Below are 23,168 nucleotides of genomic sequence, written 5' to 3' on the forward strand. Positions count from 1 at the left end.
GTTATCGTGTTCAGCGTGCGCAGGTCGCGCGTGCCAGTGCGTCGGTTATCGCCTGGCGGTCGAGCGTGCGCGTCCGTGCGCAGACATGCTGGTCGGGACGCAGCAGGTAGAACGTGCCGGGTTTCGCGTCATAGCGTTGCGCGGCGAAACCGTCGACGTCCTCCACGACGTCGACGCCGGCCACCGGCTGAGCGTGCCCGGCCGGCACGACGAGCACGGGCCGTACCGGCAGCGCGAGGCCGTCGACGGCCCGCGCGAGCGCGGCCGCATCGCCCGGCAACCCGAACAGCACGCCCGTGAAACCGCCGCTCAAGTGCTGCAGCAACCAGCCCGACGCACCCTGCGCGCGCACCGGCGCATCGGCCGCCGCCGCGCCCGGCCGCATCGCGCCCGCGAATACGTCGCCGTCACGGTCCGGCGTGTTCAGCGGCGAATCGGCGAGCACCGCCGGCACCGACAGGCGGCCGCTGTTCACGAGCTTGCGCGCGAACTCGCAGTCGCGCGCGAGCTTCAGCGTCGCGTCGCGGAACACGCGCGACACCGGGCTTTTCGGCGTGATGAAATCGGTCGAGCGCGTCGAGTTGCGGATGTTCTCGTCGGCCGCGAACTCGCGCTCGCTGGCATACGTATCGAGCAGGCGGTCGGCCGAACGGCCGTCGAGCACGAGCTTCAGCTTCCATCCGAGGTTGTCCGCGTCCTGCACGCCGCTGTTCGCGCCGCGCGCGCCGAACGGCGACACGCCATGCGCGGAATCGCCCGCGAACAGCACGCGGCCGTGACGGAACGTGTCCATCCGCTGGCAGCGGAACGTATAGACGCTCACCCATTCGAGCTCGAACTCGACGTCCGGCCCGAGCAGCGCGCGCACGCGCGGGATCACGCGCTCCGGCTGCTTCTCCGCGACCGGATCCGCGTCCCAGCCGAGCTGGAAATCGATGCGCCACACGTTGTCGGGCTGGCGGTGCAGCAGCACCGACTGGTTGCGATGGAACGGCGGATCGAACCAGAACCAGCGTTCGGTCGGAAACTCCGCCTTCATCTTCACGTCGGCGATCAGGAAGCGATCCTTGAACGTGCGGCCGTGGCTTTCGAGGCCCATCATCGTGCGCATCGGGCTGCGCGAGCCGTCGGCCGCGATCACGTACTGCGCGCGCAGCGTCGCGACGCCTTCCGGCGTCTCGATCGTCAGCACCGCGTGCTCGGCCGTTTGCTCGACGCCCGTCACCTTGTGCTTCCAGCGGATGTCGATGTTCGGCAGCTCGAACGCGCGATCGGCCAGATAACCTTCGACGTAGTACTGCTGCAGGTTGATGAACGCGGGGCGCGCGTGCCCTTCCTCTGGAAGCAGGTCGAATGCGTACAACTGCTCGTCCTGCAGGAACACCTTGCCGACGTGCCAGCTCACGCCCTTGTCGACGAAGCGCTCGCCGCAGCCGAGCCGGTCGAAGATCTCGAGCGTGCGCTTCGCGAAGCAGATCGCGCGCGAGCCGGTCGACAGCGTGTCGTCGTCGTCGAGCAGCACGACGGGCACGCCCTGCTGCGCGAGGTCGATCGCGGCCGACAGGCCCACCGGGCCCGCACCGACGACGATCACCGGGTGGACGGCCGCGTCATGCCCGCGCGGGCGGTACTCGAACTTCAGCGTCTGGTAATCGATGCTCATGGTCGCCATCCGCTCCTCAACGCCGCCGCGCGCGCACCGGCGCACCCGTCGTCCCGCCCGTCATCTGCCGGTGCGCCGGCCCGCCGTCCGATGCGCATTTCCTGTCAACCGCCACGTCTCGCTCCTTGCTTCCTGTTGATTCGCGAACGGCGCCGTTCCGCAGCGCCCGAATGCCGCATTTCTTGATCGGCGACAAATCCTGGATTTACGAATAGTAAAACCAATTACGAATAGTGAAATCAACGTAAACCCGAGGTATCGGCCCCAAGACGGGATAACCTTATGAGCGAAACGCCAAGCCGAGCGGGGCGCGCACTGCTAATATCGAGATACGAGGCGGCCCGTTCGGCCGCCGTTTTCCTTCTTACGCCGATGATTCCGCCCACCATTCCCGAGCTGGTCGCCCGTGCCGGGCAACTGCCGTATCTGCGGGATCACCTCGCGCTCGCCGAAGGCGGCACCGCGGGCGCGAATCTGCCCGAGCGCACGCTCGGCAGCGCCTACGAACCGATCTACGACGTGACGATGCCCGGCGCGCCGCAATCGACGTCGTTCGCCGATACGATCGAGCGCTACGGCGACGAACTCGGCTTCCAGGCCGTCACGCTCGTCACGGGTGCGCCGCACGATCCGGTCGACTCGGCCGTCGACGACCAGACACTCGTCGCGATCGACCGCCTGTCGCGAACGCTGCACGCGATCAACTTCTTCGGCGCGCAGCGCCACGGGCTGCTGTTCCTGCGCGTGCACGAACGACTGCTCAAGAGCGTGAAGTACGACCACGGCAAGCATTTCTCGTCGGTGCTGCAGCGCTTCGGGCTGCCGACCGAGCGGATCGTGATCGAGTTGCCGGCGGTCGCGGTCGCGCACAAGACCTTCCTCGGCTACCTGACGCGCAGCTACCAGCATCACGGCTTCAAGGTCGCGGACAAGCTGCCCGATCCGGGCCGCATCCTCGCGGTCGAATCGGACATGGCGCGACCCGACTACATCAAGATGGATGCGGGCATCGCGTTGCGCGACGGGATGGTCAAGGCGCTGGTCGCATATGCGCAGCGCGTGCGGATTCCGCTGATCTTCGACGGCGTCGTCGACGAGATGCAGTGCGAGCTGCTGCGCCAGCACGACGTGCGGTTCATGCAGGGGCCCGTGTTCGCGAAGGTCGTGACGGCCTGAACGGAGGGAAGTGGCAAGCGCGCGCGGGAAGCGGCGCGCCGGATGCCTGAATCGGCGAATACTGCTTGCGGAATCCGGCCGGCGCGACGGGGTAGTCGACGGCGGCCGATTCGTTATTGGAGGCGGGGAACAGCCGGTCTGGCCTGAAGGCAGCGCTGCCGCCCTCGCCCGTTCCCGCCGACACAGGCGACCGACCGGTTGCCGCGCGCCGCCGGGCTCAGGCCGTCTGCCCGAGCCGCTGCGCGAGCGCCTTCAGCTTCGGCCCGACCTGCGAGCGGAATGCGTCCTCGTCCATCGACGACGCAGGGCCGCTGCAGCTCAGGATCAGCCAGCGCCCCTCGCGCGGCTCGCGAAACGGCACGGCCGCCGCGTTCACGTCCATGTGCCACGCGCGGAACGAATAGCAGCAACCACCCGCCGAGAACTCGGCCACCGCCTGCTGCGCGGCGGCGACGAGCGCATCGGCATCGGCCGCGCCGCCGGCCGCGCGATGCAGTTCCGCATAGAGCGCGCGGCGCACGTCCTCCGGCTGCACGGCCAGGTACGCGCGCCCCATCGAGCTCGTCAGCATCGACAGCCGCGAGCCGGGCGCGAGCCCAAGCGTCAGCGCGGTCTCGCTGCGGATCGTCTCCAGATAGATCATGTCGAGCCCGTCGCGGCAGCCGAGCGACACCGCCGCGCCGATCTCGCGCGCGAGCGCCTGCATGTGCGGCCGCGCAAGGTCGATCGTCCCCGAGCCCGACAGCAGCGCGTAGCCGAGCGACAGCACGCCGGCGTCGAGCGCATACTTTCCGAGCGTCTCGTCGTAGCGCAGGTAGCCGAGCACGGTCAGCGTATAGGCGAGCCGGTTCACCGTCGCTTTCGGCAGCCCCGTGCGCTCCGCGAAATCGCGATTGCCGAGCATCGCCTCGCCGGGCCGGAATGCGCGCAGCAGGTCGAGCCCGCGCGCGAGCGCGACGACGAACTTGCGTTCGTCGATCGTGGTTTCGTCGATGGTTGAAAGTGTCATCTGATGCTACACTGGGTTCGATTTGCAAAACATTGTTCCGCACAGCGGAACTTCAGTCAAGCGAACTTTAGGTACGAGGCCCGCCCCCAAACCCGCAGGGCCCACAGGAGATGACACGATGAGCGCTGCAACTTTTCATTGGGACGATCCGCTGTTGCTCGACCAGCAGCTGACCGAGGAAGAGCGGATGGTGCGCGATGCCGCGCAGGCCTACGCGCAGGACAAGCTCGCGCCGCGCGTCACCGAAGCGTTCCGCCACGAACGCACCGACGCAGCGATCTTCCGCGAGATGGGCGAAATCGGCCTGCTCGGCCCGACGATTCCGGAGCAATACGGCGGCCCCGGCCTCAATTACGTGAGCTACGGGCTGATCGCGCGCGAAGTCGAGCGCGTCGATTCGGGCTACCGGTCGATGATGTCCGTGCAGTCGTCGCTCGTGATGGTGCCGATCTACGAATTCGGCTCGGACGCGCAGAAGCAGAAATACCTGCCGAAGCTCGCGACCGGCGAATGGATCGGCTGCTTCGGGCTGACCGAGCCGAACCACGGCTCCGATCCGGGCAGCATGGTCACGCGCGCGAAGAAGGTGCCCGGCGGCTACGCGTTGTCCGGCACGAAGATGTGGATCACGAACTCGCCGATCGCCGACGTGTTCGTCGTGTGGGCGAAGCTGGAAGAGAACGGCAAGGACGCGATCCGCGGCTTCATCCTCGAGAAGGGCTGGAAGGGCCTGTCGGCGCCCGCGATCCACGGCAAGGTCGGGCTGCGCGCGTCGATCACCGGCGAGATCGTCCTCGACGAGGTGTTCGTACCCGAAGAGAATCTGATGCCGAACGTGAGCGGCCTGCGCGGCCCGTTCACGTGCCTGAACTCGGCACGCTACGGGATCGCGTGGGGCGCGCTCGGCGCCGCCGAGTCCTGCTGGCACACCGCGCGCCAGTACGTGCTCGACCGCCAGCAGTTCGGCCGGCCGCTCGCCGCGAACCAGCTGATCCAGAAGAAGCTCGCCGACATGCAGACCGAAATCACGCTCGGCCTGCAAGGCGTGCTGCGTCTCGGCCGGATGAAGGATGAAGGCACCGCGGCGGTCGAGATCACGTCGATCATGAAGCGCAATTCGTGCGGCAAGTCGCTCGACATCGCGCGGCTCGCGCGCGACATGCTCGGCGGCAACGGCATCTCGGACGAATTCGGCGTCGCGCGCCACCTCGTGAACCTCGAAGTGGTCAACACGTACGAAGGCACGCACGACATCCACGCGCTGATCCTCGGCCGCGCGCAGACCGGCATCCAGGCATTCTTCTGATCGTCCGGATGCGACGTGCCCGGCAGCCCTGCCGCGCCCGCGCAAAAGAGACGGCCCGCCCGGCATGACTGCCGGGCGGGCCGTTTTTCATCGGATCCGCAGGTCCGGGCCGCCGATGCTTACTTGTTCGGCTGCGGCGTCAGGCGCAGATACGGACGCACCGCGTTGAAGCCCTTCGGGAAACGCTTCTTCAGCTCTTCCGGATCCTGCAGCGACGGCACGATCACGACGTCGTCGCCGTCCTTCCAGTTGCCGGGCGTCGCGACCTTGTAGTTGTCGGTCAGTTGCAGCGAGTCGATCACACGCAGCACTTCGTCGAAGTTGCGCCCCGTGCTGGCCGGATAGGTGATGGTGAGGCGCACCTTCTTGTTCGGGTCGATCACGAACAGCGAGCGCACCGTCAGCGTCTCGTTCGCGTTCGGGTGGATCATGTCGTACAGCTGCGAAACCTTGCGGTCTGCATCGGCGATGATCGGGAAACCGACGACCGTCGATTGCGTTTCGTTGATGTCGTTGATCCAGCCCTTGTGCGATTCGACGCCGTCGACCGACAGCGCGATCACCTTCACGTTGCGTTTCTCGAATTCGCCCTTCAGCTTCGAGGTCAGGCCGAGTTCGGTCGTGCACACCGGCGTGTAGTCGGCCGGATGGGAGAACAGGACGCCCCAGCCGTCGCCGAGCCACTCGTGAAACTTGATGGGGCCCAGGCTCGATTCCTGCTCGAAATCCGGTGCGATGTCGCCAAGACGCAGACTCATGATGTTCCCTCCTCGAACGATGCTGGTTGAAATCGCGCGCCGGGTCGGCGCGGGACAGTCTGTCAGCTTACGGGAAGCAATGGGCCGTGCGAACGATTATTCCGTTTGATATTCATACTTTTTTGTCATTTTTACCCGGTGCTGCTGCACGACGACCGGCCGCGGAGGAAACTTTTCACCCCGTTTGCCGCTCTGTTCATGATTACAAGTCGTTTACCATGCAGTCTTGCACTGCCGCCGTGCGTCTTCCCGGCTCGCCAGCAGGCAGGGGTTTCGCTACGATGTGAACCTGCAGCATGACAGCACGAAGGGAGTTGCAATGTCGGAAATCAACAAGGAGAAACTGATGTCGGATATCAAAACCGTTCTCGCGGACGCCGAAGACCTGCTCAAGCAAGCCGCCAGCAGCACCGGCGACCGTGCAGCCGAACTGCGCGAGAAGGCCATGTCGCGCCTGAAGCAGGCCAAGGACAAGGCAGCCGACGTCCAGGTCGTCGTGGTCGAGAAAGGCAAGAAGGCCGCTCGCGCGACCGACGACTATGTTCACGAGCATCCGTGGACGTCGATCGGCGTCGCCGCCGGCGTCGGCGTGCTGGTCGGTCTGCTGATCAACCGCAAGTAACGCGCTCTGCGCCGTTCCGTCCCGTGGGCCGCGTCGCGCGGGCCACGGACGTCGAAGCCGGCCGGCGGATGCCGCCGGCCGGCTTTGTCCTAGCTGCTCACTGCACGCGCAAGCATCTCATCCATGACGACAGACACTACTTCGCAGCCGTCCGGCCAAGGACCGCTGCGCCGCCTCGTCGGCTCCGTGATCGGACTTCTGCAGACGCGCCTCGAACTGGTGGGCATCGAGCTCGCCGAGGAGAAGGAGCGCCTGATGGGCGTGCTGTTCCTCGGGCTCGCCGCGATGATGCTCGCGACGATGGCGCTCATCAGCCTGACCGTGCTCGTCGCGATCGCGTTCTGGGACACCTATCGCTGGCAGTCGCTCGCGGCGATCACCGCGCTGTATGCCGCGGGCGGCATCGCGTGCGCGCTGAAGGCGCGCTCGAGCCTGCGCGATGCGCCGACCGTGTTCGAGGCGACGCTCGCCGAACTCGACAAAGACCGCGAACTGTTCCGCGGCAAGCCGTGAACGCAGTCGCGCTCACCCTTCCCACCTACTTCGCCGACGCGCCATGAGCCAGAACGTTACGGGCAATTCACCCCGCTCCCATTCGTCGCGATCGAACTGGAGCGCGTCGCAGCACCGCGCGCTCCGCAAGGAACTGCTGATCCTGCGATCCGAAGTCGAGCGGCTCGAACTCGCGGAGGCTGCCGGCGAAATGCGCCAGGCCGTCACGCGCTTCAGCTGGCTCAAGGTGTTCGTCCCCGGCCTGTCCAGCAACAAGTTCGGCCAGTCCGCGAAAAACCTGAACGCGAGCCTCGGCAACCTCGTCAACCAGTATCCGATGCTGAGTTCGCTCGCGTCGCTCGTGCTGGCGAAACCCGTTCGCTCGCTGCTGCGCGCGAGCGCGGGCCCCGCGCTGAAGTGGGGCACGCTCGGCTTCGCCGCATGGGAGGTCTACCGGATCTGGAAGCAGTCCCGCGACGAGCGCGGACTCGACGCGCACGACGACTGACACCCGGCGACACGCGCGGACGGCCATGCGCCGTCGCGCGCCTTTCTTGCGAATTCAACGCACACCCCAGCAAGCAGCGCGCTGTTCGTCCGCGCCATCGTTCCGTACATTGCCCTTCGTTCCGTCCGAGCGCAGCGTGAATGCGCCGCAGGCGTCGTCGTGCATCGGGCCGTTGTCGAGCGGGCTTGCTTCCAGTTCGTAGCTCACCGGCGAGTCATCGCCGTCCGGCTGCCCGAGCGTCAATCGATAGACGGCCCGCCCATCCGGCGGCGCCTGCGCGAGCGCATCCGGCAATGCCGCAGGCGGCGCGCCATCCAGCGTTTCGAGATAGTGGGCCGCCCGGTACAGCGCGGACACCGCCGACGCGCGATGAACACGCACGACATGCTCGCGATACGACGGAATGCCCCAGCCGGCCAGCACCGCGACGATCGCGAGCACGATCATCAGCTCGATCAGCGTGAATCCCGCCGATCGGTACACGAACGTGCGGCCGCTCATCGAAGCCCCGCTGCGACACGACGCCAGCGTAGTGCGACGATGCGCCCGTCGCGTATCGCGACCTGATGCTGCAGCCAGACGGCGCTCGACGCATGCGCGCCGACGCCACGCGCGGTGATGAGGTAAGCGCGGCCACCGGCCGGCCCTGCCCCGTGCCATGCCTCGATCAGGCATCGCGGCGGCTGCGCGGCCATCGGCCATCCGGCAAACGGCGCGAACGCTTCGTCGGTTGCCAGCGCCGGCATACGCCGCCACGCATCGGGCTCCGCGTGCGATTCGCGTTCGCTCAGATACGGCGCCGAGCCGCGCAGCAAGCGCGCGGTGCACGCCGCAAGCGCGGCATCGGCCGCATGGAATGCGATCAGCCGATCCGACAACGCACGCGTGCGGCGCGCTTCCGTCAGCGCGGATTCGAACCACGTGCCCGTCAGCGCCGCGACGGCCGCACTGACCGCGATCACTGCCGGCAATGCAAGCCCTGCGTCGCGTCGCCAATCGCGACCGGCTGACCGCAAGCGTATGCGCGGCTCGCACCCGCTCGCCGTCGGAGTTCCCGCGCGGGCAGCCTGCCGAGGTTCGTCGCCGTTCGCCGCGATGCGTCGATGCGTGTTGCCTGCCGCAACGCATCGCGACATCTCCCGCTCGTGATGTCCTGCTCCGCTCATCGCAACACCTCACGTGCGTGCGTTGCGTCGCTCAACGTATCGTTGAATGCGATCGCGGAATTCCTCAACGCGACGATGCGATCAAGCGTCAAACGTGCGCGGTTGTCCGGTGCAACGGCAACGCGACCGTCGCAGTCGACGTGGCGAACCGGCGCGCGCATCGGCTCGCCGCGCACACGCACGCAGACATGCACGGCCACGACATCGCGCCAGTCGTCGACACGCATTGCATTGGCATCGACGAACGGCATGCCGCCGCGTCGCAGATAGCGCACGCGCAACTGATCGATTCCCGACACGACGGGCTGTGATGTGCCCGGGCGGCCGCTTCCTTCGCAATACAGTTCGGGTTCGCCCGTCGACGGGCTGACATGCGCATCGAAGCGGTTCTCGACCGGCGATCGTTCGCCGGACTCGCCGACACCCTGCCCGAGGCAGTCCGACACCTGCCCGCTCACGGTCGGCCATGTCGACACGACATCGCCGACATACCGGATCAGCACCCCGTCCGACAAAGCGCGCCCGGGCTCGCACCGCACCTGCGCGCCGTCGCCCCGCACGCGCGCCATCGAGCAACCGAACACCGGCGGCAATGACGACGCCCCTTCGGCATCGAGCGGCCTGAATCCCGCCATCTGGATCTGCTGACCAATCAGCATCAGCGCGGTGCCGGCCGCATCGCGCATCCGGAACCCTTCTTCCGCGCGCCGCTGCGCAACGCGTTGCGCGTGGTAAAGCACACCGGCCGCCGCGAGCACGAGGAGACCGACGGTCATCGCAATCAGCACTTCGAGCAGCGTATGGGCGCGCATGCGGCGATCAACCTGCATCGGCGGCAGCCTCCCGAAACGGAATCCGGACGCACGACGGCGGCTGCGCCGACACGCCAGCGGTTTCGCATCGCGGCGACGCGGCCGTTTTGCCGCCGCGCCAGCCGACCACCGCGTAACGGACACCGTCGAGACCTTCATCGAGCGTCATCGCGCCGCCGGGCAACGACGCAGCCGCCAGCGCCGCGAGACCGGCGTCGTCTCCCGCTGCTGCGTGCGATAGCTCAATGCGCGCATCGGCCAGCCACAGCGCGCGCTCGCGCCAGATCGTCGACCGCTGCGCGCGCGCCATCGCGAGCTGGCTGCCGGCCACCGCCAGCATCACGGTCGCGAGCAGCGCGATGGCCAGCATCGCCTCGATCAGCGACGTGCCATGCATGGTGTTGCGCATGGCGATCACGCCGCGTCGCAACGGCCGGCGGCGACACGCGCCCGGCCGCCTGCAGCGATCCGCACGCAACGCGATACGCGCGCGTCGTCGACTCCGGACGGGCCGCGTCGCGGACGCAATTCGAAGCGCCGGATTCCGCCGACCGCCTGACCGACCGGCGGCGCGAAAGCCAGATCGTGCGCTGCGCCCGCGACGGCCACTTCGGCATCGCGCGGATAGCGCCGCAGAACGCGCGACTGCCCGTCGAACTGCCCGCTGACGATCCAGTCGCACGACCATTCGGCCGGATCGCACCGCTCGCCGGCACGCAGACAGGCGCCGTCACTCCCGGCCCGGCACAGCGTGACGCGCACGCCGAGACGCGTCGCCTCGGACCGCGCAAACGACAGCGCCCCGAGCAACGCGCGGGAGCGCGCATCCACGCGTTCACGCATGCGCCACTGGTCGAACGCGGGCGCCGCATGGAGCGCGAGCCCGGCCGCCAGCGAGATGGCGACCATCAGCTCGACAAGCGTGAACCCGCCCGGGCGTCGCACCACGTTTTTCAAGGGGTGACAGTGAAGTCCCATCGCAGTCGTCTTCCGTCAAGGTGATGCGACGACTGTAGCGACGCGTGCGGACGCACGCCATTTGCCGAACGGCCGACTGGCGACATGCGATCGCGGCCGACACAATCGACGCGAACTGAACCAACGGAGAAGACGATGAACGGACGCAGCGCGTCAGCGCTTACGCGGTGTCTTGGCGGGAGAGGCGCGACGGAACTCTTCGATCACGTCGGCAAATTCGGAAACGTCCTCGAACCGGCGATATACCGATGCGAAGCGGACATAGGCGATCGTATCGAGGCCGCGCAACTCGTTCATCACGAGTTCGCCGAGCTTCTCGCTACGCACTTCGCGCTCGCCTGTCGCGAGCAGTTGATATTCGATGCGGGCGACCGCCGCGTCGATCGCGTCGGCAGCAACCGGCCGCTTGCGCAGCGCGAGTTGCATGCTGGCGACGATCTTGCGACGGTCGAATTCCGTGCGGCTGCCGTCCTTCTTCACGACGAACGGCAGGGACAACTCAACCCGCTCGTACGTCGTGAAGCGCTTGTCGCAAGCCGAGCAGCGACGGCGCCGGCGAATCGCGGCGCCATCTTCGGACACGCGCGAGTCTACGACCTGCGTGTCGTCATGCCGGCAGAACGGGCAGCGCATCGATCAGCGATAGACCGGGAAACGCTGGGTCAGCTCGGCGACCTGCGCGCGCACGCGCTCGATCGTCGCTGCATCTTCCGGGTTCTCCAGCACGTCGGCGATCAGGTTGCCCACCTTCTCCGCTTCCGCCGGACCGAAACCGCGCGTCGTCATCGCCGGCGAACCCAGGCGCACGCCGCTCGTCACGAACGGCTTTTCCGGATCGTTCGGGATCGCGTTCTTGTTCACCGTGATGTGTGCCGCGCCCAGCGCCGCTTCCGCTGCCTTGCCCGTGATGTTCTTCGCGCGCAGGTCCACCAGCATCACGTGGCTTTCCGTGCGGCCCGACACGATCCGCAGCCCGCGCTTCACCAGCGTTTCAGCCAGCACGCGTGCGTTCTCGACCACCTTCTCCTGGTAGGCCTTGAACTCCGGCGACAGCGCTTCCTTGAATGCCACCGCCTTCGCCGCGATCACGTGCATCAGCGGGCCGCCCTGGATGCCCGGGAAGATCGCCGAGTTGATCGGCTTCTCGTACTCGGCCTTCATCAGGATCACGCCGCCGCGCGGGCCGCGCAGGCTCTTGTGCGTCGTCGTCGTCACGAAATCCGCGTGCGGCACCGGGTTCGGATACACGCCCGCGGCGATCAGACCGGCGTAGTGCGCCATGTCGACCATCAGGTAGGCGCCCACCGACTTCGCGATCTTCGCCAGACGCTCGAAATCGATCTTCAGCGAGAACGCCGATGCGCCCGCGACGATCAGCTTCGGCTTGTGTTCCTGCGCAAGCTTCTCGGCCGCTTCGTAGTCGATGTCTTCGTTCTCGTTCAGGCCGTAGCTCACCACGTTGAACCACTTGCCCGACATGTTCACCGGCGAGCCGTGCGTCAGGTGACCACCGTGCGCGAGGCTCATACCCATGATCGTGTCGCCCGGCTTGAGCATCGCGAAGAACACGCCCTGGTTCGCCTGCGAACCCGAGTTCGGCTGCACGTTCGCGGCTTCCGCGCCGAACAGCTGCTTCACGCGCTCGATCGCCAGTTGCTCGACCACATCGACATACTCGCAACCGCCGTAATAGCGCTTGCCCGGATAACCTTCCGCGTACTTGTTCGTGAGCTGCGAGCCCTGCGCGGCCATCACGGCCGGGCTCGTGTAGTTTTCCGACGCGATCAGCTCGATGTGATCTTCCTGGCGGCGGTTTTCCTGTTCGATCGCTGCGAAGACTTCGGGATCGACGTTCGCGATGGTGCTTTGGGCTCTGTCAAACATACGGTTTCCGTTAAGTGTGTACAGGTTGACCGGAGTGGCCGAGTACGGTGCGTTGCTGGCGGGACCAGCTCGACGTGGCGGAAGAATCCGTATGACGCGAGGCAGGACAGCCACCGGCGATGCACGCAACGGCGCACAACGGCTGCCCAGGCGAACGGCAAAAACGGCGCCCCGCGCTTCACGGTGGGATGCTCCACCTTGAACCCGAAGGGTTCTATCGCCAGTCACGCAGGGGTGATGAGCGCGTTAGTGTATTGGATGCGTCATGAATAGGCAACCGCACGGCAGTGCGCCCCAAGCAATTGGGGCCAGACTCTACGTGCCCGTGCCGAAACGCTTTGGCGCCTTGCCGCGGTGCGGCAATCTCAGTAGGCTTGCGGGATATCGCACGCTATTTCGTCATCGACCAGGAGCAGCAATGATCGTGTTCGTCACAGGCGCGTCCGCCGGCTTCGGCGCCGCCATCGCCCGTGCCTTCGTCAACGGAGGCCACCGCGTCGTCGCGACCGCGCGTCGCAAGGATCGTCTCGATGCGCTCGCCGCCGAACTCGGCGACTCCCTTCTGCCGCTCGAGCTCGACGTGCGCGACCGCGCGGCCGTCGAAGCCGTGCCGGCCGCCCTTCCCGCCGAATTCGCGGCGCTCGACGTGCTCGTCAACAACGCCGGCCTCGCGCTCGGCGTCGAGCCGGCCCAAAAGGCCAGCCTCGACGAATGGCACACGATGATCGACACGAACTGCACGGGCCTCGTCACGGTCACGCACGCGCTGCTGCCCGGCATGATCGCGCGCGGCCGCGGCCACATCTTCAATCTCGGTTCGGTTGCCGGCACCTATCCGTATCCGGGCGGGAACGTATACGGCGCGACCAAGGCTTTCGTCCGACAATTCAGCCTGAACCTGCGCGCCGACCTGCTCGGCACGCCGTTGCGCGTCACCGACATCGAGCCGGGCCTGTGCGGCGGCACGGAGTTCTCCAACGTCCGCTTCCGCGGCGACGACACGAAGGCCGCGAACGTCTACCAGAACGTCCAGCCGCTCACGGCCGAGGACATCGCCGACACGATCTACTGGATCGCGACGCGCCCGGCGCACGTGAACATCAACACGATCGAGATGATGCCGGTCGCCCAGGCGCCGGCCGGCCTCACGATCCATCGCGGCTGACACACCGGGCACACCGCGGGCCGCCTCCGGCCGGCCCGCGGTGTGCTACGTCGTACTACATTCCGTTACGAAACCGTTACGAATCCGGTTCCCGCCTTCCGGTAGAATGCGCGCCATGACTCAGCCTACCCGCCCCCCGGAAGCGCCTTCCGGCTTTACCTGGCCGGTGCGCGTGTACTACGAGGATACCGATGCAGGCGGCATCGTCTTCTATGCCAACTACCTGAAGTTCTTCGAACGTGCCCGCACCGAGTGGTTGCGCGCATGTGGCATCGACCAGCGCCGGCTCGCCGACGATACCGACGCGATCTTCATCGTCCGCAGCACGTCGCTCGACTACCGCGCGCCGGCGCGACTCGACGACACGCTGGCGATCACGAGCCGGCCCGGACGCATCGGCCGCGCATCGGTGGAATTCAGGCAGGAAGCCTGGTGTGGCGATACGCTGCTCGTGGCCGGACACATCCGCCTCGGCTGCGTCGACCGTACCGGCATCCGGCCCGCGGCCATCCCGCCGGTCGTGCTCGACGCACTGCACCGCGGGCCCGTCATCGAGGCCGGGCAGACTGTATTGTCAACGAAGCTCGCATGAGCGCCGTTTAGACAAAGCCTATGAACTTGCCTTCCTGATTCGATACTAAGCAAGGTTCGGCGCCAGGCATGGCCGGCGCGCCGCGCCACACGCATACCGGGCGCCCCGAAGGGACGTTACTCAAACCTCTATGAACACTTCTCAAGACCTGTCGATCATTTCCCTCGTCCTCAACGCGAGCGTGCTGGCCCAGGCCGTGATGGGGCTGCTGCTGCTGCTGTCGCTGATGTCGTGGACCTTCATCTTCCGCAAGTGGTTTGCAATCCGCCGCGCGCGCGCGCAGACCGAACGCTTCGAGAAGGACTTCTGGTCGGGCGGCGACCTGCAGGCGCTGTACCAGAGCGCGGCCAACAACCGCCACACGATCGGCGCACTCGAGCGGATCTTCGAATCGGGGATGCGCGAATTCCTGAAGGGGAAAGAAAAGCGCATCAGCGATCCGGGCCTCGTGCTCGACGGTGCCCGCCGCGCGATGCGCGCGTCGTTCCAGCGTGAAATGGACGTGCTCGAAGCGAACCTCGCGTTCCTCGCATCGGTCGGCTCGGTCAGCCCGTACATCGGTCTGTTCGGCACGGTCTGGGGGATCATGAACTCGTTCCGCGGCCTCGCGAACGTGCAGCAGGCCACGCTCGCGAACGTCGCACCGGGCATCGCCGAGGCGCTCGTCGCCACCGCGATCGGCCTGTTCGCCGCGATTCCGGCCGTGGTCGCGTACAACCGCTACGCGCACGACATCGACCGCCTCGCGATCCGCTTCGAGACCTTCATCGAAGAGTTCTCGAACATCCTGCAGCGTCAGGCCCAGTAAGGAGCGCGCCATGGCAGGAAGCCCCATCCGATCTAGCATGCGCGGCGGCCGCTCGCGCCGTGCAATGGCCGACATCAACGTCGTGCCGTACATCGACGTGATGCTGGTGCTGCTCGTGATCTTCATGGTCACCGCACCGCTCGTCGCCCCGTCGATCATCAATCTGCCGACCGTCGGCAATGCCGCGCCGCAGGAGCAGACCCCGCCCGTCGTCGTCAACATCAAGGCCGACCGCACGATGAGCGTCAAGTACAAGGGCGACTCGGGCGCGACCCAGGAAGACACGATGACGAAGGCCGAGCTCGACGGCTTCATCTCGGCCCGGCAGGCCGATCATCCGGACCAGCCGGTCGTGATCGCGGCCGACAAGACCGTGCAGTACGATGCAGTGATGACCGTGATGTCGGATCTGAAGGCGCGCGGCGTCAAGCGCGTCGGTCTCCTCGTCAAATCGCAATGAACCCGCAGCAATCCACGCGCGGCACCGGCTACCCGCCTCAGCCTCCCCGCGAGCGGGGCACGTGGCGCGCGTTCGCGCTCGCCGCGCTGATGCACGTGCTGCTCGCGCTGTTCCTCTATCACGGCGTGCAGTGGCAGAACAGCACGCCGGCCGGCGCCGAAGCCGAGCTGTGGACCGAGGTGCCCGACGTCGCCGCGCCGCGGCCCGTCGTGACGCCGCCCGCGAAGGTCGCGCCGCCCCCTCCCCCGGTGCGCGACGAGCAGGCCGACATCGCGCTGCAGCAGAAGAAGCGGCAGCAGGAAGCGGCCGCGCGCGAAGCGCTGCTCGAGCAGCAGCGCCGCGCGCAGCAACTGAAGGCCCAGCAGGAAGACGACGCCCGGCGTGCGCAGCTCGCGGCGCAGCAGGCTGCCGCGCTCGCCGCGCAGAAGGCCGCGGAACGCGACAAGCAGAAGCAGGCCGACAAGCTCAAGCAACAGCAGCTCGCCGAGCAGCAGAAGCTCGAACAGCAGAAACTTCAGCAGCAGAAGCAGGCACAGCTCGAGGCGCAGCAGGCGGCGAAGGCCAAGTCCGACGCGGCCGCGAAGGCGAAGGCGGAAGCCCAGGCAAAGGCGAAGGCCGAAGCGAAGGCTAACGCGGCGGCAAACGCCAAGCTCGATCGCGAACGCAGTGCACGCCTCGCGCAGATGCAGGGCCTGTCCGGCGCCGGCGAAGGCGGCGGCGAAGGCCTCGCGAAGAGCGGCACGGGCACGGGCTCCGGCGGCAATGCCGCCACGCCCGGCTATGCTGACAAGGTGCGCCGCCGCGTCAAGCCGAACATCGTCTGGGCCGGCGAGCGCACAGGCCTGACCACCGTCGTCAAGATTCGGTGCACGCCGACCGGTGACGTATTGAGCGCATCGGTCTCCCGCTCCAGCGGGAATTCGGGGTGGGATCAAGCCGTGGTCAGTGCGATCCACGCGTCGGTCCCGTTGCCGCCCGATTCTAACGGTCGTACCCCGTCTGACATTACGATTACCTTCAAGGCGGCGGAGTGAAAGGAAATACACTTACACTCCGTGCGTCGCGGTCAGACGGGAACGAATCGGGTATTTTTACTGTCTCTCTGCGGTTGCGCAGCGATCCAAGCCATACGGGAAGCAAGAAGCATGAGTTTGATGACAAAGCTAGGTTTCAGGGCACTCGTGGCCTCGTGTCTGATTACGGCGGGCAGCGCCGCTAACGCCCAGGTCAACGTGCTGATCACCGGTGTCGGGTCGACCCAGTTCCCCATTGCCACCGCGAATTTCGCGAATGAGGCAGGCCTGCCGCAGCAGGTCACGTCGATCGTCCGCTCCGACCTCGCCCGCAGCGGCAAATTCACCAACATCGACGCGGGCAGCACGCCCGTGCCCGAGACCGCCTCGGTCGATCTCGGCGCATGGAAGGCCAAGGGCGCGAATGCGTTCGTCGCCGGCAGCGTGAACCGCGAAGCGAGCGGCCAGTACAAGGTCAACTTCATCCTGTACGACACCGTGAAGCAGCAAAGCCTCGGCGGCCTGTCGCTGACGGCCACCGACACCACGCTGCGCACGGCCGGCCACAAGATCGCCGACTACATCTACCAGAAGCTGCTCGGCGTGCGCGGTGTATTCGCCACGCGCCTGTCCTACGTGATCAAGACCGGTAACCGCTACCAGCTGCAGATTTCGGATTCGGACGGCCAGAACGCGCGCATCGCGCTGTCGAGCACCGAACCGATCATCTCGCCGGCCTGGTCGCCGAGCGGTACGAAGGTCGCGTACGTGTCGTTCGAGCGCAAGAAGCCGATCGTCTACATCCATGACCTGCCGACCGGCCGCCGCTACATGGTCTCCGACCAGAAGGGCAACAACAGCGCGCCGGCATGGTCGCCGGACAGCAACACGCTCGCCGTCGCGCTGTCGCTCACGGGCAATACGCAAATCTATACGGTCAATGCGAACGGCGGCGGCCTGCGCCGTCTCACGCAGAGCAGCTCGATCGACACCGAGCCGTACTACTCGCCGGACGGCCGCTGGATCTACTTCACGAGCGATCGCGGCGGCGCGCCGCAAATCTACCGGATGCCCGCACAGGGCGAAAGCGCCGGTGCCGCGCAGCGCGTGACCTTCACCGGCAGCTACAACACGAGTCCGCGCGTGAGCCCGGACGGCAAGCAGCTTGCCTACATATCCCGCACGGGCGGGGGCTTCAAGCTGTATGTTCAGGATCTGCAATCCGGCGCGGCGAACGCCATCACGAACACGAATCACGACGAATCGCCGAGCTTCGCGGCAAACGGCCAGTACCTTCTGTACGCTACCCAGTCGGGTGGTCGCAACGTTCTGGCTGCAGTGCCCTCCGACGGCAGCGCGCCGCCGCAAATCCTGTCCGTCCAGGGCGGCTCCGTTCGTGAGCCGTCGTGGGGGCCCTTCATGCAATGACCACAAGGAGAGTAACCATGATGTCGAATAAAGCTCGTCTGGCCCTGGCCGTGATGATGATCAGCGCGCTCGCAGCGTGCAAGTCGGGCGTGAAGCTCGACGACAAGGCAAACAACGCGGGTGCGGTAAGCACGCAGCCGAGCGCCGACAACGTCGCGCAAGTGAACGTCGATCCGCTGAACGACCCGAACGGCCCGCTCGCGAAGCGCAGCATCTACTTCGACTTCGACAGCTATTCGGTGAAGGACGACTACCAGTCGCTGATGCAGCAACACGCTCAGTACCTGAAGAGCCACCCGCAGCGCCACGTGCTGATCCAGGGCAACACCGACGAACGCGGCACGAGCGAGTACAACCTCGCGCTGGGCCAGAAGCGTGCGGAAGCCGTCCGCCGTGCGATGGCCCTGCTCGGCGTGTCCGATTCGCAAATGGAAGCCGTGAGCCTCGGCAAGGAAAAGCCGCAGGCAACGGGTCACGACGAAGCATCGTGGGCGCAGAACCGTCGCGCCGACCTCGTCTACCAACAGTAAGTAACGGAAGAATCGCCGTATGACGCACCGTGTATCCTGGCTGCGCGTCGCCGCAGCAATCTGCGTCGCGGGCGCGGCGTGGTCGGCCGCGCCGGCGCACGCCGGCGTGTTCGACGACAACGAAGCGCGCCGCGCCGTGCTCGACCTGCGCAGCAAGACCGACAACCTGGCAAGCCAGCTGTCGGCCGCCCAGCGTACGATCCTCGATCAAACCAGCCGTCTCGACCAGCTGAACCAGCAGGTCGCGACGCTGCGCGGCGAGAACGAGGACCTGACGAACCGGCTGACGACGCTCGAGCGGCAGCAGAAGGAGTACTACCAGGATCTCGACACGCGGCTCAAGAAGTTCGAGCCGCAGCAGGCGACGATCGACGGCGTCGAAGGCACCGTGCAGCCGGGTGAGACGGATGCGCTCAGCGCGGCGCAGCAGCAGTTCCGCAACGGCAACTTCAAGGCGGCGGCGGCTTCGTTCCGCAGCTTCATCGCGAAGTATCCGCAGAGCCCCTACCAGCCGACCGCGCAGTACTGGCTCGGCAACGCGCAATACGCGCTGCGCGACTACCGCGGTTCGACCGCGACGTGGCAAGGGATCGTCAGCAAGTTCCCGCAGCACCCGCGCGCGGCCGACGCCCTCGTGGCGATCGGTACGAACCAGCTCGAACAAGGCCAGAAGGCGGCCGCAAAGAAGACGTTCGAGCAGGTTGTCTCGCAGTACGCGGGGTCGAACGCGGCGCAGACGGCACAGGGCAAGCTCGAAACGATCAAATAATTATCGTGGCGGATTGTTGACGGCCTGACAATCCGTCGCTATAATCTTTTGCTCTTCGGGTCGTTGGCTTAGTTGTTAGCGCAGCGGATCTCGAGAAGTGCTTGAGCACGTGGGGTGGTAACTCAGTTGGTTAGAGTATCTGACTTTTAATCAGAGAGTCGAGGGTTCGAGTCCCTCCCACCCTACCATCTATCTTTTTGATAGATGCAATTGAAGCCTCCCGCGCGGAGGCTTTTTTGCGTCTGCTTTCTGCGCGTCGAATTCGCAAGCATCCGGCATCCTTCCTGACTCGCCTGATGACTCAAGGCTCATCGCCTAGCAGGATGCAAAAAGAGGCTCGGCAGCAATGCCAAGCCCCTTTTCCTTCGGCTCGTGCCCGGCACCGGCCATCGCTACGGCCCACGCGCCTGCAAACAAGCCACAATCGCCCTGTCCGTCACGGCTGACGCGCATTCGCCGCCACGGCCCCGTCGGACGTCGCCGCCGCAACCGGCACCTGCCCCGCCGCTGCTCCCGGCGCGCGCAACCGCACGATTCCCGCCTCCCCGACTTCGACGAACAGATCACCGTGCGGCGTGACGACCATCCCCGACGGACGATTCAGCGACCCCGGCAACGCGCCGGGCCGATTGCCGCGCGACCCGAGTTGCCCGGCGATCACCGCCGCATCGCCCTTCGCGTCGATGCGCAACACGGTATGGTTCCCGCTGTCGCTCATGTACACGTTACCGCTTGCATCGGCCGCGATCCGGTCGGGCATGCACCACGTCCAGTCGCAGCTGATCAGGTTGTTCGTCAGCCGGTCCTCCTCGTCGCGCGACTTCGCATTCGCAAGCGCGCCGTAGTACGCGTGCTCCGCGGCCGGCCACGGCCCGGGCAGGAAATGGATCCGGTGGGCGCCGGTCGCGGGATCGATCTGCCAGATCACATCGCGGCTCAGCACGTAGAGCTGTCCTTGCGGGCCGATCGCCAGATCTTCATAGCTGCCCGGCCGCCGCCGGCTCGCGACGAAACGCTCGACGTCTTCGCGCGGAATCTTGTACTGCTGCGCCTCGCGCGCCACCGTCGCGACCGTTCCCGTCGAGAAATCGAGCCGGCGGATGCTCGCGCCGTGACCCGCCACATACGGACTGTCGTCGAGCACGTACAGCCGGCCATCGCGGTCGAACCGCAGGTAGCGCGGCCGCCAGAACGTCGCCTGCGCGAACGGACCGTCGACCCGCGTCTCGTCGCTGACCTTGCCGCTCACCGTCTGCACGTTGCCCTGCGGATCGATGCGCCGGATCAGCGCATTGCCGCTGTCCGCGACATACAGGTTGCCCGACGCATCCAGCGCAAGCCCCGACGGATAGCGGAAGCGCGCACGCAAGCGCGGCCCGTCGCTGCGCCCCTTGTCGTCCGGCGCGCCTGCCCACAGCTCGCCCTTGCCGTCCGGCGCGATCCGGTAGATCGCGTCGTCGAGCCGGTCGACGTAGTAGATCGTGCCGTCGGCGGCAACCGCGAAGTCGTCGTCGACCGATCCCGGCAACGGCACGGCCTTCGCGTCGGCCGTGTCGGTCACCAGTAGCGCATCGCTGCGATTGCTCACCCCCGCGTACGCGAGCAGGCGGCCGTCCGGCGCTGCCTGCAGCACGACCTCGCCGCTGCCCGTCGTCACCAGCCGGCGGCCCGATCCGTCGATCGCCAGCGAGGTCAGGTCGCGATCGTCCGAGCGGCCGCGGCGCAACGTCGGCTGTGCGATGCGCACGGTCGCGCCCGGCTTGCCGTCGGCGCCGACGGTCACGATCGAACGTGCGCTGGCCGCGATCATCTGCCCCGCGCCATCGAACGCAAGTGCGATGTAGTCGGGATCGTCGTGTGCGTCGCTTGCTTCGGTGTTCTTGTCGGTCTCGCTCGCCGGCGCCGCGCCGATGAACGGCACGCTGCCGGCCAGCGCGGCGACCGGGCCGGGTTCGGGCGGCACGCGCGTGGCAGCGGCCGCTGCGTCGCTCGCGGCCGCCGCCACGTCCGACGCGTCGGCTGCCTTGCATGAAGGCAGCGGCGTATAGCCGGTCGGCGTCACACGGCCGAACGTCTTGCCGTCGGTGATCCAGATCGCGCCATCCGGGCTCGCCGCGATCGCGCGGATCCGCGTCGGCGTGCAATCGCCGTCGGGCTGCTTCCACGTCGCGACCGATCCGTCGGCGCCGACGATGCGCAAATGGCCCGAGTACTGTTCGAGCGTCCAGAGCCGGCCCTGCGCGTCGAGCGCGATGGCGTCCGGTTGATCGAGCTGGCCGACCCCGCGCGGGCCATCGGCGTCGCCCGACTTGCCCGGCACGCCCGCGACCGTCACGACGGTGCCGTCCGGCCGGATCGCGCGCACCAGCGAATTGCCGGCGTCGGCCACGTAGACGGTGCCGTCCGGCGCACGCACGGCGTCACCGGGCTGGTCGAAGCGCGCGGCCGACGACGCACCGTCCTGATACGCGCGCACGCCGCTGCGGCCGGCCAGCGTCGTCACACGGCCCTGCGCATCGATATGCCGCACCGTCGACGCGTACTTGTCCACCACGAGCACGCCACCGTCACGATCGGCATGCAGCCGCAGGGCGCCGGCGAAACGCGCAGCCGCGCCGGTGCCGTCGAGATTGCCTTCCGAACCCGGCGTGCCGGCTACCCATTCGAGCGACGGCCCGCCCGCCAGCGGAAAATTGCCGCATGCGCTCAGCAGCACGGCCACGGCCGCGCAGGTCGCGATGCGCACGCCCAACCCGTTCGCATTCCGGATCATCCTCTTCTCCTTACCCGTTCCATTCACGCCGGCTGCCGGTACGCGCATCGCGCGGGCCAGCCGGACGATTCCTGTCGTTCACTGCGACGCGGCTTGCGCAGCCGGTTGGCAGAACAGCTCGCCATTGGCGGCGACATAGTCGGCCAATCGCCCCGGATCGCGCACATCGAACAGCGACACGCTGCCGTCCTGGCTCGCATTGAGCACCGCGAGCCGGCTGCCGTCCGGACTGAACGTCAGCGCGAGCGGCCATTCGCCGGTGCGATATGCCGCGCGCAGCATGCCCGTCGCGCGATCGGCGACCAGCACGGTGTTCTCCTGCGGCAGCGTGAAAGCCACCGTGCGGCCGTCCGGGCTGAACGCCAAGTGATAGCTCGTCAGCGCGCGGCAATACTGCGCGGCCTGACGCGGCCGCAACGTGTTCGCGTCATAGGCTGCGATGCCGTCGCGAAACAGCGCGACCAGATCGCCGGAACGCGGTTCGACCGCAACGTCGTATGCGTCGGCATCGGCGATCGTGCCGACCTGCGCGCGCGTCTGCGTATCGAAGGCATCGATGCCGCCCGCCACGTCGTTCGTGACGAACAGGCGCCGGCCGTCCGCGGACAACGCGAGCGCGGCAGGCCGCCCGAACGGCTGGTTGCCGGCGTTCCCGCCGCTCAGCGCAATCGGCTTGCCGAGCGTGCGGAAGGTCGCGAGATCGACGACGGATACCGAATTGGCGACCACGTTGAGCACATACGCGCGCGTGCCGTCCGGCGACACCGCGACGGCCTGCGGAAAACGCTGCACCTTCGCGACGCCATCGACACGCCCGCTGTCGAGATCGAGCTGCGCCAGCGAATCGGGACGCATCGAGCTGACGTACGCATGGCGTTCGTCAGCAGCGATCGCGATGCCCGTCGCCCCCATCCCGCGACAAAAGTTGTCAGGACACCCATCCTTGGCTGGCTTCGCCGGTCGATCGCCCAGATCGCGCATGCGCTGCCCGGCCGCCACGTCGATCACCGCGACCATGTTGTCGCTGTTGCTGGTGACGTACAGGCGCTTGCCGTCCGGCCCGAACGCGATGCCGGCCGGCCCGCTACCGACCGCGATGACGGCCGGCGCATCGGTCTTCGCGGGCGTTGCCGCCGCAGGGTCCGTCTGGGCGCACGCGCCGGCCGCCAGCATCGCGAGCGCCACGGCAAGCACCGCCCGATGCAGGATCCGCGGCTTGAAATCGACTCTCACTTTTTTGCTCCTGGAAGATGGGC

The 23,168-nt window shown here is 67.0% G+C and carries 25 protein-coding genes, 1 tRNA gene and 1 riboswitch; of the genes, 14 read left to right on the forward strand and 12 right to left on the reverse strand.

Annotated elements, in window-relative coordinates:
• Positions 1-10: 10 nt before the first annotated feature.
• Positions 11-1,672: an FAD-dependent oxidoreductase gene (locus ACTRWB_RS14080; RefSeq protein ID WP_446902250.1), complete on the reverse strand. Its 1,662-nt coding sequence runs from the start codon at positions 1,670-1,672 to the stop codon at positions 11-13.
• 363 nt (positions 1,673-2,035) lie between these two features.
• On the opposite strand from ACTRWB_RS14080, the gene ACTRWB_RS14085 reads away from it, so the two are divergent.
• Positions 2,036-2,839, forward strand: coding sequence for an EAL domain-containing protein (locus tag ACTRWB_RS14085; protein WP_446902251.1), 804 nt, complete (start codon positions 2,036-2,038; stop codon positions 2,837-2,839).
• Positions 2,840-3,056: 217 nt separating this feature from the next.
• Here the strand turns inward: ACTRWB_RS14085 and ACTRWB_RS14090 are convergent, their stop codons facing one another.
• Positions 3,057-3,848 carry an IclR family transcriptional regulator gene (locus ACTRWB_RS14090; protein WP_446902252.1) on the reverse strand — a complete coding sequence of 264 codons (792 nt, stop codon included), beginning with the start codon at positions 3,846-3,848 and terminating at the stop codon, positions 3,057-3,059.
• Between the two features lie 118 nt (positions 3,849-3,966).
• Between ACTRWB_RS14090 and ACTRWB_RS14095 the strand changes: the two genes are divergently transcribed.
• The gene (locus tag ACTRWB_RS14095; protein ID WP_193097714.1) at positions 3,967-5,154 is read left to right on the forward strand and encodes an acyl-CoA dehydrogenase; all 1,188 of its coding nucleotides are present in this window, start codon (positions 3,967-3,969) and stop codon (positions 5,152-5,154) included.
• Positions 5,155-5,273: 119 nt separating this feature from the next.
• On the opposite strand, the gene ACTRWB_RS14100 is transcribed toward ACTRWB_RS14095, so the two are convergent.
• On the reverse strand, positions 5,274-5,912 hold the full coding sequence (locus tag ACTRWB_RS14100) for a peroxiredoxin (RefSeq protein ID WP_011351087.1): 639 nt from the start codon (positions 5,910-5,912) through the stop codon (positions 5,274-5,276).
• Between the two features lie 319 nt (positions 5,913-6,231).
• Between ACTRWB_RS14100 and ACTRWB_RS14105 the strand changes: the two genes are divergently transcribed.
• The 3 genes from ACTRWB_RS14105 (at position 6,232) to ACTRWB_RS14115 (ending at position 7,534) form a co-directional block, all read left to right on the forward strand.
• Positions 6,232-6,534, forward strand: coding sequence for a DUF883 family protein (locus ACTRWB_RS14105; RefSeq protein ID WP_048242877.1), 303 nt, complete (start codon positions 6,232-6,234; stop codon positions 6,532-6,534).
• A 123-nt stretch (positions 6,535-6,657) separates the two neighbouring features.
• Entirely contained in the window at positions 6,658-7,047 is a 390-nt protein-coding gene (locus tag ACTRWB_RS14110) for a phage holin family protein (protein ID WP_048242878.1), read from the forward strand.
• 43 nt (positions 7,048-7,090) lie between these two features.
• A complete protein-coding gene (locus ACTRWB_RS14115; protein ID WP_048242879.1) occupies positions 7,091-7,534 on the forward strand; it encodes a DUF3318 domain-containing protein in 444 nt (147 codons plus the stop codon).
• Between the two features lie 54 nt (positions 7,535-7,588).
• Here ACTRWB_RS14115 and ACTRWB_RS14120 read toward each other — a convergent pair whose 3' ends face one another.
• The 7 genes from ACTRWB_RS14120 to glyA form a co-directional block, all read right to left on the reverse strand.
• A complete protein-coding gene (locus tag ACTRWB_RS14120; protein ID WP_446902253.1) occupies positions 7,589-8,035 on the reverse strand; it encodes a type IV pilin protein in 447 nt (148 codons plus the stop codon).
• Positions 8,032-8,493, reverse strand: coding sequence for a hypothetical protein (locus ACTRWB_RS14125; protein ID WP_446902375.1), 462 nt, complete (start codon positions 8,491-8,493; stop codon positions 8,032-8,034). The genes ACTRWB_RS14120 and ACTRWB_RS14125 overlap by 4 nt, the downstream gene beginning before the upstream one ends.
• 203 nt (positions 8,494-8,696) lie before the next feature.
• Complete coding sequence (locus tag ACTRWB_RS14130; protein ID WP_446902254.1) at positions 8,697-9,530, reverse strand: PilW family protein; 834 nt, start codon at positions 9,528-9,530, stop codon at positions 8,697-8,699.
• The gene (locus ACTRWB_RS14135) at positions 9,520-9,921 is read right to left on the reverse strand and encodes a type IV pilus modification PilV family protein (protein ID WP_446902255.1); all 402 of its coding nucleotides are present in this window, start codon (positions 9,919-9,921) and stop codon (positions 9,520-9,522) included. Before ACTRWB_RS14135 ends, ACTRWB_RS14130 begins: the two co-directional genes overlap by 11 nt.
• A gap of 5 nt (positions 9,922-9,926) precedes the next feature.
• Complete coding sequence (locus ACTRWB_RS14140) at positions 9,927-10,490, reverse strand: GspH/FimT family pseudopilin (RefSeq protein ID WP_446902256.1); 564 nt, start codon at positions 10,488-10,490, stop codon at positions 9,927-9,929.
• A 153-nt stretch (positions 10,491-10,643) separates the two neighbouring features.
• On the reverse strand, positions 10,644-11,123 hold the full coding sequence (nrdR, locus tag ACTRWB_RS14145) for a transcriptional regulator NrdR (protein WP_006476792.1): 480 nt from the start codon (positions 11,121-11,123) through the stop codon (positions 10,644-10,646).
• Between the two features lie 3 nt (positions 11,124-11,126).
• Positions 11,127-12,374, reverse strand: a complete 1,248-nt coding sequence (gene glyA, locus ACTRWB_RS14150; protein ID WP_048242883.1) for a serine hydroxymethyltransferase — start codon at positions 12,372-12,374, stop codon at positions 11,127-11,129.
• 137 nt (positions 12,375-12,511) lie between these two features.
• Positions 12,512-12,612: riboswitch (ZMP/ZTP riboswitch) on the reverse strand.
• A 180-nt stretch (positions 12,613-12,792) separates the two neighbouring features.
• Here glyA and ACTRWB_RS14155 point away from each other — a divergent pair.
• From ACTRWB_RS14155 to ACTRWB_RS14195, 9 genes are all read left to right on the forward strand, one after another.
• Complete coding sequence (locus ACTRWB_RS14155) at positions 12,793-13,539, forward strand: SDR family NAD(P)-dependent oxidoreductase (protein ID WP_412022408.1); 747 nt, start codon at positions 12,793-12,795, stop codon at positions 13,537-13,539.
• 106 nt (positions 13,540-13,645) lie between these two features.
• The gene (gene ybgC, locus ACTRWB_RS14160; protein WP_129513816.1) at positions 13,646-14,131 is read left to right on the forward strand and encodes a tol-pal system-associated acyl-CoA thioesterase; all 486 of its coding nucleotides are present in this window, start codon (positions 13,646-13,648) and stop codon (positions 14,129-14,131) included.
• 130 nt (positions 14,132-14,261) lie between these two features.
• Entirely contained in the window at positions 14,262-14,939 is a 678-nt protein-coding gene (gene tolQ / locus ACTRWB_RS14165; RefSeq protein WP_129513815.1) for a protein TolQ, read from the forward strand.
• Between the two features lie 10 nt (positions 14,940-14,949).
• The gene (gene tolR, locus ACTRWB_RS14170) at positions 14,950-15,399 is read left to right on the forward strand and encodes a protein TolR (protein WP_034182823.1); all 450 of its coding nucleotides are present in this window, start codon (positions 14,950-14,952) and stop codon (positions 15,397-15,399) included.
• Positions 15,396-16,433, forward strand: a complete 1,038-nt coding sequence (gene tolA, locus ACTRWB_RS14175; protein ID WP_193097706.1) for a cell envelope integrity protein TolA — start codon at positions 15,396-15,398, stop codon at positions 16,431-16,433. Before tolR ends, tolA begins: the two co-directional genes overlap by 4 nt.
• 111 nt (positions 16,434-16,544) lie before the next feature.
• A complete protein-coding gene (tolB, locus tag ACTRWB_RS14180) occupies positions 16,545-17,840 on the forward strand; it encodes a Tol-Pal system beta propeller repeat protein TolB (RefSeq protein ID WP_446902257.1) in 1,296 nt (431 codons plus the stop codon).
• Between the two features lie 17 nt (positions 17,841-17,857).
• Entirely contained in the window at positions 17,858-18,370 is a 513-nt protein-coding gene (gene pal / locus ACTRWB_RS14185; RefSeq protein WP_446902258.1) for a peptidoglycan-associated lipoprotein Pal, read from the forward strand.
• A 19-nt stretch (positions 18,371-18,389) separates the two neighbouring features.
• Complete coding sequence (gene ybgF, locus ACTRWB_RS14190; RefSeq protein ID WP_048242890.1) at positions 18,390-19,139, forward strand: tol-pal system protein YbgF; 750 nt, start codon at positions 18,390-18,392, stop codon at positions 19,137-19,139.
• A 111-nt stretch (positions 19,140-19,250) separates the two neighbouring features.
• A tRNA-Lys gene (locus ACTRWB_RS14195) sits at positions 19,251-19,327 on the forward strand.
• Between the two features lie 248 nt (positions 19,328-19,575).
• On the opposite strand, the gene ACTRWB_RS14200 is transcribed toward ACTRWB_RS14195, so the two are convergent.
• Positions 19,576-21,912, reverse strand: a complete 2,337-nt coding sequence (locus tag ACTRWB_RS14200; protein ID WP_446902259.1) for a hypothetical protein — start codon at positions 21,910-21,912, stop codon at positions 19,576-19,578.
• Between the two features lie 78 nt (positions 21,913-21,990).
• Entirely contained in the window at positions 21,991-23,145 is a 1,155-nt protein-coding gene (locus ACTRWB_RS14205) for a beta-propeller fold lactonase family protein (RefSeq protein ID WP_446902260.1), read from the reverse strand.
• Between the last annotated feature and the right edge of the window lie 23 nt (positions 23,146-23,168).

This window comes from Burkholderia sp. YIM B11467 (genome assembly GCF_052952715.1).

Bases quoted from the DNA above. Each gene is read 5' to 3' on its own strand.
- tolR (WP_034182823.1), top strand. From the start codon at position 14,950: ATGGCAGGAAGCCCCATCCGATCTAGCATGCGCGGCGGCCGCTCGCGC.
- ACTRWB_RS14140 (WP_446902256.1), bottom strand. From the start codon at position 10,490: ATGGGACTTCACTGTCACCCCTTGAAAAACGTGGTGCGACGCCCGGGC.
- ybgC (WP_129513816.1), top strand. From the start codon at position 13,646: ATGCGCGCCATGACTCAGCCTACCCGCCCCCCGGAAGCGCCTTCCGGC.
- ACTRWB_RS14135 (WP_446902255.1), bottom strand. From the start codon at position 9,921: ATGCGCAACACCATGCATGGCACGTCGCTGATCGAGGCGATGCTGGCC.
- ACTRWB_RS14105 (WP_048242877.1), top strand. From the start codon at position 6,232: ATGTCGGAAATCAACAAGGAGAAACTGATGTCGGATATCAAAACCGTT.
- pal (WP_446902258.1), top strand. From the start codon at position 17,858: ATGATGTCGAATAAAGCTCGTCTGGCCCTGGCCGTGATGATGATCAGC.
- ACTRWB_RS14130 (WP_446902254.1), bottom strand. From the start codon at position 9,530: ATGCAGGTTGATCGCCGCATGCGCGCCCATACGCTGCTCGAAGTGCTG.
- ybgF (WP_048242890.1), top strand. From the start codon at position 18,390: ATGACGCACCGTGTATCCTGGCTGCGCGTCGCCGCAGCAATCTGCGTC.
- ACTRWB_RS14200 (WP_446902259.1), bottom strand. From the start codon at position 21,912: ATGATCCGGAATGCGAACGGGTTGGGCGTGCGCATCGCGACCTGCGCG.
- ACTRWB_RS14095 (WP_193097714.1), top strand. From the start codon at position 3,967: ATGAGCGCTGCAACTTTTCATTGGGACGATCCGCTGTTGCTCGACCAG.
- tolA (WP_193097706.1), top strand. From the start codon at position 15,396: ATGAACCCGCAGCAATCCACGCGCGGCACCGGCTACCCGCCTCAGCCT.
- ACTRWB_RS14100 (WP_011351087.1), bottom strand. From the start codon at position 5,912: ATGAGTCTGCGTCTTGGCGACATCGCACCGGATTTCGAGCAGGAATCG.
- glyA (WP_048242883.1), bottom strand. From the start codon at position 12,374: ATGTTTGACAGAGCCCAAAGCACCATCGCGAACGTCGATCCCGAAGTC.
- tolQ (WP_129513815.1), top strand. From the start codon at position 14,262: ATGAACACTTCTCAAGACCTGTCGATCATTTCCCTCGTCCTCAACGCG.
- ACTRWB_RS14110 (WP_048242878.1), top strand. From the start codon at position 6,658: ATGACGACAGACACTACTTCGCAGCCGTCCGGCCAAGGACCGCTGCGC.
- ACTRWB_RS14090 (WP_446902252.1), bottom strand. From the start codon at position 3,848: ATGACACTTTCAACCATCGACGAAACCACGATCGACGAACGCAAGTTC.
- nrdR (WP_006476792.1), bottom strand. From the start codon at position 11,123: ATGCGCTGCCCGTTCTGCCGGCATGACGACACGCAGGTCGTAGACTCG.
- ACTRWB_RS14115 (WP_048242879.1), top strand. From the start codon at position 7,091: ATGAGCCAGAACGTTACGGGCAATTCACCCCGCTCCCATTCGTCGCGA.
- ACTRWB_RS14155 (WP_412022408.1), top strand. From the start codon at position 12,793: ATGATCGTGTTCGTCACAGGCGCGTCCGCCGGCTTCGGCGCCGCCATC.
- ACTRWB_RS14080 (WP_446902250.1), bottom strand. From the start codon at position 1,672: ATGGCGACCATGAGCATCGATTACCAGACGCTGAAGTTCGAGTACCGC.
- ACTRWB_RS14085 (WP_446902251.1), top strand. From the start codon at position 2,036: ATGATTCCGCCCACCATTCCCGAGCTGGTCGCCCGTGCCGGGCAACTG.
- ACTRWB_RS14120 (WP_446902253.1), bottom strand. From the start codon at position 8,035: ATGAGCGGCCGCACGTTCGTGTACCGATCGGCGGGATTCACGCTGATC.
- tolB (WP_446902257.1), top strand. From the start codon at position 16,545: ATGAGTTTGATGACAAAGCTAGGTTTCAGGGCACTCGTGGCCTCGTGT.